Source organism: Terribacillus sp. 7520-G (genome assembly GCF_002271665.1).
Lineage (GTDB): Bacteria > Bacillota > Bacilli > Bacillales > Amphibacillaceae > Terribacillus.
Window position 1 is genome coordinate 190,429 of the sequence record NZ_NQFP01000001.1, and the last position, 14,710, is coordinate 205,138.

General features: G+C 47.3%; 17 protein-coding genes. 5 read left to right on the top strand and 12 right to left on the bottom strand.

Features of this window, described 5'->3' with window-relative positions; translation table 11 throughout:
- Positions 1-112: 112 nt before the first annotated feature.
- Together CHH53_RS00900 and pdxK are read right to left on the bottom strand one after the other, a co-directional pair.
- Positions 113-2,005 (bottom strand): ABC-F family ATP-binding cassette domain-containing protein, encoded by a 1,893-nt coding sequence (locus CHH53_RS00900; RefSeq protein WP_095214237.1) that lies wholly within the window; start codon positions 2,003-2,005, stop codon positions 113-115.
- 67 nt (positions 2,006-2,072) lie between these two features.
- A complete protein-coding gene (gene pdxK, locus CHH53_RS00905; protein ID WP_095214238.1) occupies positions 2,073-2,882 on the bottom strand; it encodes a pyridoxine/pyridoxal/pyridoxamine kinase in 810 nt (269 codons plus the stop codon).
- Positions 2,883-3,122: 240 nt separating this feature from the next.
- Here pdxK and CHH53_RS00910 point away from each other — a divergent pair, with 240 nt between their 5' ends.
- Entirely contained in the window at positions 3,123-4,727 is a 1,605-nt protein-coding gene (locus CHH53_RS00910) for an Eco57I restriction-modification methylase domain-containing protein (RefSeq protein WP_158221441.1), read from the top strand.
- A 163-nt stretch (positions 4,728-4,890) separates the two neighbouring features.
- Complete coding sequence (locus CHH53_RS17820) at positions 4,891-5,649, top strand: methyl-accepting chemotaxis protein (RefSeq protein ID WP_095214240.1); 759 nt, start codon at positions 4,891-4,893, stop codon at positions 5,647-5,649.
- Positions 5,650-5,685: 36 nt separating this feature from the next.
- Here CHH53_RS17820 and CHH53_RS00920 read toward each other — a convergent pair whose 3' ends face one another.
- Both CHH53_RS00920 and cls read right to left on the bottom strand, forming a co-directional pair.
- Positions 5,686-6,228: an acyl-CoA thioesterase gene (locus CHH53_RS00920; protein ID WP_095214241.1), complete on the bottom strand. Its 543-nt coding sequence runs from the start codon at positions 6,226-6,228 to the stop codon at positions 5,686-5,688.
- Between the two features lie 30 nt (positions 6,229-6,258).
- Positions 6,259-7,698, bottom strand: a complete 1,440-nt coding sequence (cls, locus tag CHH53_RS00925) for a cardiolipin synthase (RefSeq protein WP_095214242.1) — start codon at positions 7,696-7,698, stop codon at positions 6,259-6,261.
- Between the two features lie 166 nt (positions 7,699-7,864).
- Between cls and rarD the strand changes: the two genes are divergently transcribed.
- A complete protein-coding gene (gene rarD / locus CHH53_RS00930) occupies positions 7,865-8,785 on the top strand; it encodes an EamA family transporter RarD (RefSeq protein WP_095214243.1) in 921 nt (306 codons plus the stop codon).
- 7 nt (positions 8,786-8,792) lie between these two features.
- On the opposite strand, the gene CHH53_RS00935 is transcribed toward rarD, so the two are convergent.
- Both CHH53_RS00935 and CHH53_RS17455 read right to left on the bottom strand, forming a co-directional pair.
- On the bottom strand, positions 8,793-9,044 hold the full coding sequence (locus CHH53_RS00935) for a hypothetical protein (RefSeq protein WP_095214244.1): 252 nt from the start codon (positions 9,042-9,044) through the stop codon (positions 8,793-8,795).
- A 78-nt stretch (positions 9,045-9,122) separates the two neighbouring features.
- Complete coding sequence (locus tag CHH53_RS17455; protein ID WP_095214245.1) at positions 9,123-9,287, bottom strand: DUF2188 domain-containing protein; 165 nt, start codon at positions 9,285-9,287, stop codon at positions 9,123-9,125.
- Positions 9,288-9,497: 210 nt separating this feature from the next.
- Here CHH53_RS17455 and CHH53_RS00945 point away from each other — a divergent pair, with 210 nt between their 5' ends.
- Both CHH53_RS00945 and CHH53_RS00950 read left to right on the top strand, forming a co-directional pair.
- On the top strand, positions 9,498-10,403 hold the full coding sequence (locus tag CHH53_RS00945) for a GDSL-type esterase/lipase family protein (protein WP_095214246.1): 906 nt from the start codon (positions 9,498-9,500) through the stop codon (positions 10,401-10,403).
- Positions 10,404-10,418: 15 nt separating this feature from the next.
- On the top strand, positions 10,419-11,054 hold the full coding sequence (locus CHH53_RS00950) for a YpmS family protein (RefSeq protein WP_095214247.1): 636 nt from the start codon (positions 10,419-10,421) through the stop codon (positions 11,052-11,054).
- Positions 11,055-11,091: 37 nt separating this feature from the next.
- Here CHH53_RS00950 and CHH53_RS00955 read toward each other — a convergent pair whose 3' ends face one another.
- The 6 genes from CHH53_RS00955 to CHH53_RS00975 all read right to left on the bottom strand — a co-directional run bounded on the left by CHH53_RS00955 (position 11,092) and on the right by CHH53_RS00975 (position 14,689).
- A complete protein-coding gene (locus CHH53_RS00955; RefSeq protein ID WP_095214248.1) occupies positions 11,092-11,724 on the bottom strand; it encodes a response regulator in 633 nt (210 codons plus the stop codon).
- The gene (locus CHH53_RS00960) at positions 11,721-12,764 is read right to left on the bottom strand and encodes a sensor histidine kinase (RefSeq protein WP_095214249.1); all 1,044 of its coding nucleotides are present in this window, start codon (positions 12,762-12,764) and stop codon (positions 11,721-11,723) included. Before CHH53_RS00960 ends, CHH53_RS00955 begins: the two co-directional genes overlap by 4 nt.
- The gene (gene liaF / locus CHH53_RS00965) at positions 12,761-13,477 is read right to left on the bottom strand and encodes a cell wall-active antibiotics response protein LiaF (protein ID WP_095214250.1); all 717 of its coding nucleotides are present in this window, start codon (positions 13,475-13,477) and stop codon (positions 12,761-12,763) included. The genes CHH53_RS00960 and liaF overlap by 4 nt, the downstream gene beginning before the upstream one ends.
- 87 nt (positions 13,478-13,564) lie before the next feature.
- Positions 13,565-14,188, bottom strand: coding sequence for a PspA/IM30 family protein (locus CHH53_RS00970; RefSeq protein WP_095214251.1), 624 nt, complete (start codon positions 14,186-14,188; stop codon positions 13,565-13,567).
- A gap of 19 nt (positions 14,189-14,207) precedes the next feature.
- Positions 14,208-14,369 (bottom strand): hypothetical protein, encoded by a 162-nt coding sequence (locus CHH53_RS17220; protein WP_158221442.1) that lies wholly within the window; start codon positions 14,367-14,369, stop codon positions 14,208-14,210.
- Between the two features lie 17 nt (positions 14,370-14,386).
- On the bottom strand, positions 14,387-14,689 hold the full coding sequence (locus CHH53_RS00975; RefSeq protein ID WP_095214252.1) for a lmo0954 family membrane protein: 303 nt from the start codon (positions 14,687-14,689) through the stop codon (positions 14,387-14,389).
- Positions 14,690-14,710 lie beyond the last annotated feature (21 nt).

Genomic DNA, 14,710 nt, shown 5'->3' on the forward strand with positions numbered 1-14,710 from the left:
TCCCGTCATTGATTTCAGACTATTCTTCCATTCTAGTAGAGTATGAGCAATTTCACACGAATTATGCCTGGACATTCTTTCTGGCTTCCAACAGGCTTTCTCACCCAATCGGTCACCTTTGCTTTTCGATTTCTTCTATCAGGAGGGATAATGTTTCCCATCGTTCCATCTTTTGCTCTAATTGCTGTTCCAGCTCCTGCTGCTCGGCAAATAGTTTCTGGACAAGCTCACTGTCACTGCCTGCTTCGGTGATGCCTGTCGTACAAGCCTCGATCCGCTGTTCCAGCTCCGCAATTTCATCTTCGATCGTGTTCCATTCCTGCTGTTCCTTGTAAGAGAGCTTCTGCTTTTTCTTTGCTTTCTTCTCTTGGACTGGTTCCGATTTTTTCTCCTGCTGCGGTTTAGGCTGTTCCTGCACTTTATCCCGGTACTCACTATAGTTGCCATAAAATGTGGAGATGACTCCTTCGCCTTCAAAGAGAATCAGCTGATCAACTACACGGTCCAGGAAATAACGATCATGGGAAACCGTTATGACCACACCAGGATAGGTATCCAAGTAATCCTCAAGGATCCCCAGTGTTTCTGTATCCAGGTCGTTGGTCGGTTCATCGAGGAAAAGGACATTCGGCTCTTCCATCAGCACACGGAGCAGATACAATCGCTTCCTTTCCCCTCCGGATAAACGATGAATATACGTATATTGATGACTCCGCGGGAAAAGGAATTGCTCGAGCATTTGTTCCGCCGTAATGACATTGCCATCTGCGGTATGGATGACTTCTGCTACTTCCTTGATGTAATCGATGATGCGAAGCTGCTGATCCATGTCTTGCTGCAGCTGCGTGTAATAGCCAAGTTTGACGGTCTCCCCTGTTTCCACTTCCCCGGCTGTCGGGGAAATCCTGCCTGCGAGTGTATTCAGAAGAGATGTTTTTCCGCTGCCATTGGGTCCGATGATGCCGATGCGGTCACCTGGCTTGAATAGGAAATCAAAATGACTGAATAATGTTTCATCACCGAATTTGACTGTCAGATCTTTCGCTTCCAATACCTTCTTGCCTAGTCGGGCAGCTCCGACCTGGAGATTCAACTCATTATCCTGCGTCTGGAACTTAGCCTCTTTCATTTCCTCGACACGCTGGATTCGTGCTTTTTGTTTTGTCGTACGTGCTTTGGCCCCCCGGCGCAGCCATGCAAGCTCCCGGCGCAGTGTATTTTGATGCTTTTCCTGATCCAAGAGAGTCTGTGCTTTCCGCTCCGCCTTCTTCGTCAAATATGTTTCATAGTTTCCTTCATATCGATATAGCCTGCCCATCTCCAGTTCAAAGATATGGCTGGTGATCCGATTCAGGAAGTAACGATCATGCGTCACCAGCATGATGGCTCCCTGATAACTAGGCAGATAGCCTTCCAGCCACTCGATTGTCTCGTTATCAAGATGGTTTGTCGGCTCGTCCAAGAGCAATAAATCCGCAGGCTGAATGAGTGCTTTTGCCAGTGCTACACGTTTTCGCTGTCCGCCTGATAAAGCATCGACAGAGGTTGTGTAATAATCGACACCCAGTTTCGTCAAAATGGTCTTCGCCTGGGTACTGGCATCCCAAGCGTCTTCGGCATCCATCTTGGCTTGAAGGTTGAATAACCGATTCTGCACTTTGGCATCATCCGGTTCCCGCTCCAAATCCGAAAGCGCTTCTTCGTAGGCGCGGATCGTCTGCAGGATCGGGCTGGATCCGCTGAACACCTCCTCCAGTACCGTCCTGCCAGGAGTCAATTCCGGCTCCTGCGCCAAGTAAGCGAGCTGAAATGTCTTGCTATGGTCGATGTCCCCGGCATCTGCACCTTCGATACCGGCCAACACCTTCAGCAATGTGGACTTTCCCGTCCCGTTGACACCGACAAGTCCGATTCGTTCACGGCTTTCGATATGAAATCCTATTGCTTGGAACAGCTGTTTATCCCCATATGTTTTCGTAAGATTTTCCACGCTGAAAATACGCATTTCCTCCTCCTTCCCGAACAAGGAAAAAGCCGCCCGTACAGGCGGCTTTTTCCTTATCCATCCTTGCTTATTGCTGCTGCATGGACTTTCTGGCACCGTGATTGACAGGGCCTACATATTCATTTAGCTTAAAGCCTCCGCGAATCGCTTCGGTAATGAATGCCTTCGCTTCGTATATGGCTTCTTTCACACTGCTTCCGTTTGCGAGCAATGCGCAGATTGCAGCAGAGCTTGTGCATCCGGCACCATGCGTATAAGTAGTATCGATATTCTCGCTTTCAAGAATCTCGAAGTTTTCCCCGTCATAAAGCACATCAATCGCTTTGTCCGTTTCCAGCTTGCTGCCGCCTTTGACAAGAACATATTTTGCACCCAAGGCATGAATTTTCTGTGCCGCTTCTTTCATTTCTTCCACTGAGTGAATCAATGGCATTTGCGCTAATTTGGCTGCTTCAAATAAGTTCGGTGTGATGACGGTTGCGAGCGGGACCAGCTTCTCCCGAAGGCTGACTGTGTTTTCCGGCTGAAGTTCTTCATCTGCACCCTTGCATACCATCACCGGGTCGATGACTACATTCGGAATATTATTTTCTTCGATCATCTTGGCTGCCAATTCAATGATTTCGGGGGAACCAAGCATTCCTGTCTTCACTGCGTCGACGCCTGCACCGACAACGATCGTGTTCAGCTGTTCCTTCACCGTATTCACATCAACCGGAAATACATTATGATGCCAATTATTGTAAGGATCCATTGCGACGATCGTCGTCACAGCAGACATTCCGTATACGCCAAATTCCTGCATCGTCTTCAGATCCGCTTGGATACCCGCTCCTCCAGAGGAATCTGAGCCTGCAATTGTCAATGCTTTGTTCATGTCCGTAACCCCTTTTTGCATACATGCTGTCATTTTTTATAACTGGTTGTATTATACTCCTTTTCTTCCTTGTCTATCAACCAGCCTGCATATCATCAGAGCTGTATGGTTAATATTATCAAAACTTGTCCATCCATCGGGTTTTTTGTCAAATTCCCTCCTTTCACTGGAAAAGTATGTAGGTTTTATAATACAATGAATCTAGTTTTTTGTACCTATTGCCCTTGGAGGTGTGCCCTGTTGGAAGAATCTCGATTGGAAGAATCATATTTAAATAAAAGCTCTGCGCTCCATCGCCGCCATTATGGTCAATATTTCACTCCCGATGCGGCCGCAGATATGATGAAACAGTGGGTGCTGAACAATCTGGATGGCGGCCGTCTGCTTGACCCCGCCGTCGGTCTGGGGAAGCTGATCAAAGATATACCCGATGAATATACAATCGATGCATATGATGATGATAAAGAGATTTTGGAGGCTAACCGAGACTTTTTCACATCCCAGTCCTCCATCCGCCTATATGAACAGGATTTCCTTTCAGCTGACTGGGAAAAGGTTTATGATGGCATCATTTGCAACCCGCCTTATATAACTTTCCGAAACCATGATGAAAAAGAGATTTACTTGAATCTATTCCGGCAGAAGATGGGCATCTTGCTTTCTACATATACAAACTTGTACGGTCTATTCATGCTTAAATCCCTGCATCAGCTGAACGAACACGGACGTGCTGCCTTCATCGTGCCTTCCGACTTCCTGAATGCTAGATATGGCACGAAGATAAAAGAGTATTTCCTCCAGGACGGCAGCCTGAAAATAATCATCAACACCGATATCCAAATGGGCTGGTTCAAAGGCGCGGCGACGACAAGCTCCTTGCTGCTTTTCGATAAATCGAGCAGCAGCGATGCAATTGAGTTCATCCGCACCCAGTCCGTTCAGGAACTGCAGCAAGCAAAGGCATACATCCTATCGGACCGGAAAAAGCCTCACGGTATCATCCGCCGGCGACAGGATTTGAATCCAGCTGATAAATGGAAATTGCATTTTTACCAGGAAAGCCAAAAGCGCTACACGAATGTACGGCCGCTGAAGCATTTTGCCAGTGCCAAACACGGCATAAAAACCGGATCGAATCAGTATTTCTGCTTTAACAGCAGCAAGATGCGGCAATGGCAAATCGGTAAACAGCACTTCCTGCCCTGTATTTCAAAAGCTGCTCAATTGAAACAGCCCTTCTTTTCCTACATTGATTACAAGCAGCTTGTGCAGCAGGATGAGCAGACGCTGCTTCTATGCGTGGATGATGAACAGGAACTGGAGCATGGCTTGAAGCAATATTTGGAGGACGGGAAATCCCATCGGGTCGATCAGCGGCATATCATCCGCTCTCGTAAGCCCTGGTACCGTTTTTCCGTATTGGAAGCAGCACCTATCCTGGTGAGTGTATTCAATCGGAAGCAAATTCAAATCGTCCGCAATAAAACCAATGTCCGCCATCTGGATCAATTGATGGGCATTTACTTCCATGATGAATATAAGCAGGAAGCAGACCTTTTCATGGCTTATTTCCTCAGTGACATCGCGCAGGAGCTGATGGCAAATCCGCATAAAGAATACGGCAAGGATTTGAAGAAATTGGAACCAAAGGATATGGACGCATCACTCGTCCTGGATGTTCAGGCGCTCACCGAGGAACAGAAGCATGAGATCCACAGCATTTATCAACGAATCGAATATTTGACTGTACATGACGGGGATGGACGGGAATTGAAGCACCATTACGAGCTGCTGAATGACTTCTTCAGCCATTTGATCCAGCCATTGGAAAAAGAGGAGCTGTAAATATTGCAGCTCTCTTTTTTGTGATCAAAAACACTAAACTATTTCCGTTTTCCTCCGATAGATACAAATGTATGAATTTTAAGGGGGATGACATTGAAAAAAAAAGATAGAAGCGATCATCACGGCAGTACCATATATAAAAGCAGTGCTCAGAGAGGAAGCAATGATCACCATTTTTGATGCTGAGCAGTATCTATACTATTCTCCAAGCGCAGATCTTAACTTCCATCACCAGGCTGGTGATCCGCTGCCAGAAGACTATAAACATTTCAAGCAAGTCAATCCGGAAGGTGTCACAGTCGTAAAAGTGCCGAAAGAGGAATTCGGTGTACCTTTCGACAGCATCTCCATTCCGATAAAGGATGATGCCGGCAATATGATTGGCGGGATGAATTGCGCGGTTACGACAGCCAAGCAGGATTTATTCAAAAACATCATCAGCAGCATGGAAAGTGTCACGGATGCCCTACTTGGAAAAATCCAGCATATCGCCGCGCATTCGGAGGAGCTCTCCGCAACAACCGAGCAAATCTCGGAAAACACACGCAATACGGTGGCTCATTCAGCCAAAATAACCGATATTGCCGGAACGATCAAAGGCATCAGTGAACAGACGAATCTGCTCGGCCTCAATGCCGCTATCGAGGCAGCACGCGTCGGCAGCGCCGGAGCTGGCTTTGGCGTCGTAGCTGCTGAAGTCCGCAAGCTGAGTGTCGAGTCGAAAAATGCAACGATCAGCATCGAGGACACATTGAATGCGATCAAGGACTCCATCCATCAAATGCAAAATGACTTTCAGGATATTTCCAGTTCCACACAGGAAGAAGCCAAGCTGGTGAACGAGTTCATGATCGAAATCGAAAAGCTTACAAAAACAGCTGCCGACCTGCGGGAATATGCAGAAAAGAATATACTGACATAAAAAAGACGAGCCTGCGGTGAAACAGGCTCGTCTTGCTCATTCTTCTTCGAAGTTGCGTCCGTCATTACGGAACCATGGATAATCAGTTCCGAATGCCACCGCCATCTCCTTGGAACGCTTCAAACGTTCTTTGCGGTAAGCAGCACGCTGCGGTGCACCATCATGCAGCCATTTCTCTTCGGGACTTTCCGGGAATACTTCCGGCACCTCGACTGGCTGATTGTTCTCATCCAGTGCAACCATCGTAACAAACGCAGTCGCCGATACTTTTCTGTCTCCTGTGCGTAAGTCCTCTGTCACGGCTTTGACAAAGACTTCCATGGAGGTATTGTTCGTCCATGTGACAAAAGCTTCGACACAGATTGTATCTCCCTCTTTCACTGGTGCAAGGAAGTCTACACTGTCGGTTGAAGCTGTCACTACAAGCTGCCTGGCGTGACGATAGGCAGCGATTGCCGCTACGTCATCGATATGAGCCATAAGCGTTCCTCCGAAAAGCGTACCGTGGGTATTCGTATCGGGAGGAAGTACATGGGACGTTTTCACTGTCAAAGATGCGATGCATGGTTTCGATTTCACTTGGGTTCCTTCTTTCCGCCAAACTTTAGGCTACAAGATCGGGGAGATCAAACGTGAGAGGGATTCCTTGAAACGGATCCAATTTGATCTCTGTTGATATAGTGTATGTGAAAGTTCCGTTGATAATAGGATATCCTCTTCAAATTTTTCTTTCAATACCCCCGCCGTATTTTCGTCATATAAAAATGCATTCACTTCAAAATTCAGCCTGAAACTGCGGACATCGATATTCGCTGTCCCGACGGAAGATATCTTATCATCGACAACGATCGTCTTGGCATGGAGGAATCCATTTTGGTAGATATAAACCTTTGCCCCGGCATTGATCAAGTCACCTGCATTGGAATAAGTCGCCCAATAGACGAATGGGTGATCGGGCTTGTTCGGGATCATGATCCGTACATCCACCCCTGACAGCACTGCAATCTTCACTGCATCCGCCAGACTTTCATCAGGGATGAAATATGGTGTCTGGATATAGACGTATTTCTTGGCTGAGAGAATCATCTTGATGTAGCCATGTTTGATCTGCTCCCACTCGGAATCCGGACCGCTTGAGACGATCTGTACTCCGATATTACCCGTCGGTTCCGACAAATAATAACGATCCTCATACTCGATATCATGGCGCGAGGCCTGGTTCCAGTCCAAAATGAAACGCGTCTGCATTGCTCTTACTGCCTCTCCTGTTATCCGCAGATGCGTATCACGCCAATAACCGAATTTCTTATCATAGCCCAGATATTCATCTCCGATGTTAAAGCCGCCAATGTAGCCGACTTTTCCATCGATGATCGCCAGCTTCCGGTGATTCCGGTGATTGAGCTTCAGGTTGATTTTTGGTATGAAAGACGGGAAGAAAGCTTCAATCTCCACTCCAGCTTTCACGAGTTTGCGCACATAGCTCTTTTTGATGCTGCGCGAACCCATATCATCATACAGAAACCGGACTTTGACACCTTCTTGTGCTTTCTTGATAAGCACGTCAGCCAGCCGTTCCCCCAGCTTGTCACTGCGCACGATATAATACAGGAGATGGATATGGTCCTTCGCCTGTGAAAGATCATGCAGCAGCGCATGGAATTTCTTTTGGCCGTCCGTGAACAGCTCCACCTCGTTCCCCTGTGTCAGGATGGCATCATCATTGCGCAGATGCATGTAGGCAAGGTCTTTGTATTCTTTGACTGCTTCTTGCTCATAGACGAATGTATCTTCCTCGATGGCACGCAATTGGGCCTGCACTTGTTTCTTCACACCAAGCCTTGACTTCGTATCCCAGGTGAAGATCTTGCCCGAGAGTTTGCGGCCAAAAAGCAAATAAATCACGAAGCCCGCCACCGGTATGAATACCAGTACGAGAAGCCATGCCCATGTGACACTGGCATCGCGCCGTTCCAGGAAGACAATTGCCAGTGCGAGGAGGATATTTATGATAGTTAATAATCCTAATAAATACGCAAATATATGCACATGAGCGTCTCCCTTCATATATTTCCAATTACCCATACTAATATATAGCATTCTATCGGGCATTGACAACTTCTCTACCCTTTAAAGAATAAAAGTATTGAAAACCCCGATACACAAACCTTACACTTAATCCATACAGAGATTAGAAAGAGAGGCGCATGCCATCATGCAATCGCAATCATCCAAGTCAGGTGTCGTATATGCCGCCATCGCATATGTGATGTGGGGCGTACTGCCGTTATTTTGGAATTTATTAGAGGGAATCGATGCCGGCCACTTGCTTGCCCATCGAATTGTCTGGTCCTTTGTCACGATGATCCTAATCGTCCTTCTGCTGGGAAAAATCCGTCCCTTCATCAGACAGCTGAAGGATCTGTTTTTGGATAAACGCGCATTCTGGGGATTGTTCGCAGCTTCCATCATGGTCAGCCTCAATTGGCTCGTATTCATCTGGGCAGTAAATTCCGGTCATGTCCTGCAGTCCAGCCTGGGTTACTACATAAATCCGCTCATCAGCATCCTGCTCGCCATGATCGTCCTGAAGGAAAAAAGCACGCTTTTACAGATCATCAGCTTCATCCTTGCAGCTATCGGCGTCATATATCTCACCTTCAGTTATGGGGTATTTCCTTGGGTGTCGTTCCTGCTGGCAATCACTTTCGCTGTCTATGGCCTGCTTAAAAAGGTAGTGACGATCCCGCCTATGTTCGGACTGACAATCGAGACGATGTTCGTCACCCCATTGGCTATCCTTTATTTGCTCTTTGTGCCTGCTGCGGACAGTGATCCCATATCAGCTGGTACAGCTGTCGTCCTATTCTTATCCGGAGCTGCCACAGCAGCGCCGCTTCTGCTATTCGCCTTTGGCGCCCGCAGACTTTCTTTGACGACGATCGGCCTGCTCCAGTATATTGCACCAACACTCATGCTGATTTTGGGTGTCACTTTATTCGGTGAAGCATTCACACATGCACATTTGATTGCTTTCACATGCATTTGGGGGGCATTGCTTCTCTACACCATATCCGGCATCCGCATGAAGCGTCTGACGACAAAGCAGCTGAAGCATGCCGAAGCTGTAAAATAAGCCACCTTCATTTACGAAAAGGTGGCAAGAAAAGCAATATCACGAATAATCCACATAAGATAGAAGCAAAGATGTATAATGTCCCTTTGATGAGTTCCCCCTGGAACAGGACAGAGAATATACTGGTTACAAGCAGCAGCAGTGCCGTTACAGCAGCTGGGATGAATAAAACAAACGGGTCCTTGGTGACATGACGCAGCACTCCGATACTGATCAATGCGATTCCCGAAAAAGCTAACAGCAGCAAGGAAAATTCCATACTTGCACCTCCTGCTGTTCAGCTTATTCAGGAACTGCCCAAAGGGTTAAAAAATACCGGCAACAAAAGCCGGTATTTTTAAAACCGTCTCTCTTCTTTTACCTCATGCTGTGCATCACAGATGATGAGTTTGCTGGGTGCATTTTCCCGGGCAAGTCCTTCTGCCTCCAAAACGGCAGCATCTTCCATTTTCACGTACCAGCCTGATACATCCTTATTCGGCATAGCACCGTATTCCTTCATACTGTGCTCCTCCTACCCTTTTAGTAAAACGTGTTCCCAACAAAACATTCAGCAAAACATTGCGGGGTACCAGCTGTTCCCACTACCCAACCTTCTCTGAATCTAGTAAGATATAGTTTTACAACCAATTAACAATTGTATTTTCAGTATCCCGCCGCCCAAATGGCGGGAATACGCAATCATATTTCTGCTGATCGAGGGTGATGATGCTTGCATAAAAGAAAAATCTACTACATGGTTGCATCGTTCCTGCTCGCCATTGTAATCGGGGCAGTGATTGTTTTTGCAGGAACCGATAAAAAAGCAACGGTCACGAATGCCCCTACCGAAATTGTACCTAGTGAAACCGATAATTCCAATGACACCGCGGAAAATCCGGCTGCATCGGAAGAAGAAGCAGATACTTCCTCCGAAATAAAGAAGGCTTTCCAGCGATTGCTCAAGGATACAATCGGCCTCTTCATCAAGGAAGATCTGCATATCACCGCAATCGGTGATTCCCTGACCCAAGGAGTGGGAGACACGACAGGGAATGGCGGGTATGTCGGCATTCTAAAGCAAACGTTCGAAGAAACAGATGATCACGTCAAAATCGATAATTTCGGCAAACGCGGCAATCGAACGGATCAGCTGCTGAAAAGACTGGACGATCCTGTCATCTCGGCCTCCATCGAGAATGCAGATGTTGTCCTGATTACGATCGGCGCCAATGATATCATGAAAGTGACTAAGGATCACTTCACTGATCTGGATTACGATGACTACAGCGCGGCCATGCCGTCCTATGAAGAACGGATGAAAGAAGTATTCAATAAAATCGGGACATTGAATCCCGATGCTGAAGTATATTTGATCGGCTTTTATAATCCTTTTGAGGAATCCTTCCCTCAAATCGAGGATCAGCTCGGCACGATCGTAGATGAATATAATGCCATTGGAAAGCAGGTTGCAGAAGAAGAAGACCAGCATTATATTGAAACAGCCGATTTATTCCATAATCAGACAGCAGCTTTATTGGCTGATGACTACTTCCATCCAAATGAAGTCGGGTATGGAAAAGTTGCCGAACGGGTATTGGAGAGTATCAAACCTGTTATACAGGAAGACGATGAATAGGCAGGTGTGACTATCATGGAAAACAGAAAAAATGAAACACGGCCGCCGAAACAGCGGGACTGGAAAAAATACTTTAAAATATTGGCTATTGCAAACGGTGTTGTCCTGCTGCTTTTGCTTTTGCTTATCTTCCTTCCGGCATTCAGTCCGGCTCCGGAGCCGCCAAAGGAAGCCCAATTCGATAGCTCGGATTCTTCCGAGTTCACAATCAGCTCGACCAAAGCAAACGTCAATGAACTGATCAACGCATACATCGACAAGGAACTGAACGATGACTCCGATAATTATTCGGTTGTACTCGGGGATGATGCTGTGGAATTGAGAGGGGGAATCACTGCATTCGGCGTAAGGATTCCGCTGCAGATCACCCTTGAACCGCAAGTACAGGAAAATGGGGATCTATTGCTCGTACAGCGGGATATCTCCCTTGGAAGTCTATCCCTGCCGAATGATAAGGTCCTTAAATATATAGACAGATATTATAAGATGCCTGAATGGGTCACAATCAATCCAGATAAGGAATCCATCTATGTCGCTGTCACGCAGATGGAATTACAAAACAACTTCCATGTGGAAGTAGAGCAATTCGATTTGCCGAATGATGACTTGAGCTTCAAACTGTATATCCCGAACGATACATTCGGTTTATAAAAAAGCAGGCATTCCCTTTAAAGGGAAGCCTGCTTTTTCACTGGAGCAATCCATTTTCATGCACATAGATGGCCGCTTGCGTGCGATCCTGCACTTCCAGCTTGCTCAATATATTGCTGACATGCACCTTTACTGTCTTCAGGGCGATGAACAGCTCCGAGGCGATCTCTTGATTGGATCTTCCCTTGGCGATCAAAAGCAATACCTCCCGCTCCCTTGCTGTCAGTGTTTCATGCAAGGCAGGAGCTTGCGGCTGCCGCATGCGAGCCATCACTTTATTCGTCACTTCCGGTTCGAAAACAGCATTTCCATTATATGTAGATCTTATTGCCTTGGCTATTTCCGTTGCTTTGGATGTTTTCAGCAGATAACTGGCTGCACCCGCTTCCAAGGCCGGATACACTTTATCATCATCCAGAAAACTCGTGACGACAATCACCTTAGCCTCGGGCCAGGCCGTTACGATCTGTCTGGTCGCTTCTATCCCATCCATCCGGTCCATCACAAGGTCCATCAGGATGATATCCGGTTTCAATTCCAGCGCCAGTCGAACCGCTTCCTCCCCATTGTCCGCTTCTCCGATGACCTCGATATCGGCTTGCGTCGATAGATATGCCGAAACACCGATCCGCACCATTTCATGATCGTCTACAAATAGAACCTTGATCATGTCCATTCTTCCTCCCTATCAAGCATCGGAACCCGCACCTCCAAGCGTGTACCTTGGTTCGGCACACTTACCACCCGCAGATGGGCACCGATTTCCGCTGCTCTTTCCTTCATATTTTGTAAACCGTAAGCTCCCGGCTGTTCTGTGCCTATTTCGAAGCCGATACCATCATCCGCAACGAGCAGGATGATGAAGCTGTCACGCTGGAGAAGCTTGATTGAAAGACTTTCCGCTTTTGCATGACGCAGCGTATTGGATACAGATTCCTGCACGATACGGAATAGCTGATCCTCGATACCTTTTTCCACAGGGAAGGTATCCAGCTCCCATTCAATCGAAAGCGGCACCTTCGCCCGCAGATCTTCCAGGAGCATATCCATCCCTTCCTGCAGCGTCTTCCCTTTCAGGGCTGCAGGTCTAAGGTGCAAAAGCAGCGCCCGCATCTCCAGCTGCGATTGCTGGACCATTGCTTCAAGCTGCTTCAATGCAGTGAACATTGCTGTCTCTCCTTCTTCGGATTCGGTCAGGGCGGAAATCAGCATGGAGGCCGCGAACAGTTCCTGGCTGACAGAGTCATGCAGCTCCCTTGCCAAACGATTTCGCTCTTCCGAGACGATGCGCTGGACCTCTTCTTCGCGGTCGATCACCCGCTCATTCGTCAATTTCTGTGCAAGCTTAGCCTGTTCGTTCATATAAGCCTGCAGACGTTCCAGCTCGGCCCAGGTGTGCTGCAGCTCGGATAAACTGAAGCTGCGCTTCTTCAAAGGCTGCTGCCCCTCCCGGATGCTCTCCAGTTCCCGGGCTGCCTGATGCCAGCGCCTCCGCCAATACAGGCCGGAAAACAATCCAAGAATCGCACCTGAAAATAAGACGAAAAGCGGTGCTGCAATCAAAAACGGCATATTACTTTCATGCATGGTCCAAATCGATTTCCAATCATCGATTGGAAAATCCAGCAGATACAATGCCGCCAATCCCGCAAGCAAAAGCAGACTGTACAGCATGCCAAAACCGACATGGCGTTTGACGATATTGCTCATACGCGCACCACCTCCAGCTTGCCAGCTACAACACTTGTGACGATTTTGATGCGCTGGGAGGATTGCTGATAGCCTTTTGTACGCATATGAATCACTTTATTCCAGCTGTTCTGTTCCCTATGCTCAAAGATGGCGATCGATCCATAAACAACGGAATGATGCACATCCACTTCTATATCATATGGAACGATGATCCGTACATTCCCCAATACTTTACGCACCATCAGCACAGCTTCTTCTTTCGGCAGTACCGTATAATTCAGATCGATGATCGTATCGCCGATGAATGACTGAATATTGGTATCCTGCCATTCGTACACATTGCCGCCTGCCGACTGCGCACCGAACCAGCTATTTTGAAACAATGATTTTTTTTCGAAGACCGACTCCTCCGATGATGCTTGGTCAAAAGATGGCTGATAGGTTTGCGGTTTATCCGTCGTATCGTGGATTTTGGAAAAGTAATAGATGATTCCAGCTGTCAAAACTAAATAAAAAGCGAATGATTGCAATAAACTCATGGCCACTATGACTATGCCCAGCCAAAATAAAATCGTCCCCTTACGACCGGATAACTGCCGTTTTCCGAGATAGATGAACAGTATACCCATACCGATGCCAATCAGCACACCTGTCCCCGATAGCAATAATTCAGCCAGGAAAACCACTGCTGCCGTGATGAGCAGCCAGCGTATCATATCGTTCGGCTTCACTCCGAGGCACCCCTTTCATGCGGCAAGTGTAAACAAGGAAGCACACAGCCGTCTGTGTCCTTCCTAGATTACCACGTCATGCTTATTTTAACTAGATTTCCTTTCCAGCTCTGCCAGTTTGGCATCCAGTGTCATCTTACGATAATCCGCATCCACCTTTCGCTCCAGCCGGTCGATATATCCTTCCAGATCATTGAATTTGTTGGAGGCGAATTCAAACTCCGGCTTGTGCTTGAGGATCTCATTCATCCCGCGGTGTGCTTTCGCGACATTTTCCCGCTCCGCGAATTCCATTTTCTTCACGTAAAGATCCTTCAGTTTATGCTTCATCTGGACGTATTTTTTCTCCAGCTCCTGCAGATCAGAAGCAGCTTTTTCCATCATTGCCTTGATCTTATCTGCACGCTCTTGGTATTGTCCGCGCTCCTCTTGTGCCTGTTCGGCCAGTTCAGCCTCCCCTTGCTCTGCCGCAAGCTTTGCCTGCCGCTCCCGTTTATCCGCCATTGCCTGTGCTGCATGATATTCTTTTGTAAAATCATGCTTCAGCTGATACTGCTTCTCGATCAACTCGCGAATTTTCTTCGCCTGCTGCTCACATTGACGGATATACTGGCTTAGCTGCACCGTTGGATTCTTTTCTTCCTTCTTATCCAAGATTTCGTGAAAATCTGCTGCAACCGCCTGTTTGATTCGAGTAAAAATGTTTTCCATGTGTATCTCTCCTTTTTGATTAGAATATATCTCCGACAAGTGCCAGTACTGGAATCAACAGTGCCAGAATCGGAATAAACGCCCATATCCACGTATTATCCCGACCCGGCTTTGCCTTCTCCTTCAGCTCCTCCACTTCCAGCTCCAGCACACGTACTCGCTGCTCCAAGTAATCGTCCACTATGCTCCTCCTTTAAATTAAAGAGTATAATCGAACTTCTCTGCTTCCTTTTCTTTTTTCCAAGCTTTGTACATATAGTACAGCGCCGCCAGGGCAATCAAACCGATCAACGCCGGCAGATTGGAAAGGGAGATGCAAACACCAATCCCAATGACAATGCCCCAGCCAATCTTGGCACCGACACTATCGGTCATGATGAATCTCCTCAAACCGTAATAACCAATTGCCACACTGACAGCCAGCACAAGCAGCGACCCAAGGTTCGCCAGCAGCACCGCCCCAGCAATGACAGCGCCAATGATCAATAAAACCTTCTTCATCACGCCTCACTCCTTTCATAC

Coding starts and splice junctions, on each gene's coding strand:
- CHH53_RS00900 (WP_095214237.1), bottom strand. CDS start 2,005: ATGCGTATTTTCAGCGTGGAAAATCTTACGAAAACATATGGGGATAAA.
- pdxK (WP_095214238.1), bottom strand. CDS start 2,882: ATGAACAAAGCATTGACAATTGCAGGCTCAGATTCCTCTGGAGGAGCG.
- CHH53_RS17820 (WP_095214240.1), top strand. CDS start 4,891: ATGATCACCATTTTTGATGCTGAGCAGTATCTATACTATTCTCCAAGC.
- rarD (WP_095214243.1), top strand. CDS start 7,865: ATGCAATCGCAATCATCCAAGTCAGGTGTCGTATATGCCGCCATCGCA.
- CHH53_RS00935 (WP_095214244.1), bottom strand. CDS start 9,044: ATGGAATTTTCCTTGCTGCTGTTAGCTTTTTCGGGAATCGCATTGATC.
- CHH53_RS17455 (WP_095214245.1), bottom strand. CDS start 9,287: ATGAAGGAATACGGTGCTATGCCGAATAAGGATGTATCAGGCTGGTAC.
- CHH53_RS00950 (WP_095214247.1), top strand. CDS start 10,419: ATGGAAAACAGAAAAAATGAAACACGGCCGCCGAAACAGCGGGACTGG.
- CHH53_RS00955 (WP_095214248.1), bottom strand. CDS start 11,724: ATGATCAAGGTTCTATTTGTAGACGATCATGAAATGGTGCGGATCGGT.
- CHH53_RS00960 (WP_095214249.1), bottom strand. CDS start 12,764: ATGAGCAATATCGTCAAACGCCATGTCGGTTTTGGCATGCTGTACAGT.
- CHH53_RS00970 (WP_095214251.1), bottom strand. CDS start 14,188: ATGGAAAACATTTTTACTCGAATCAAACAGGCGGTTGCAGCAGATTTT.
- CHH53_RS00975 (WP_095214252.1), bottom strand. CDS start 14,689: ATGAAGAAGGTTTTATTGATCATTGGCGCTGTCATTGCTGGGGCGGTG.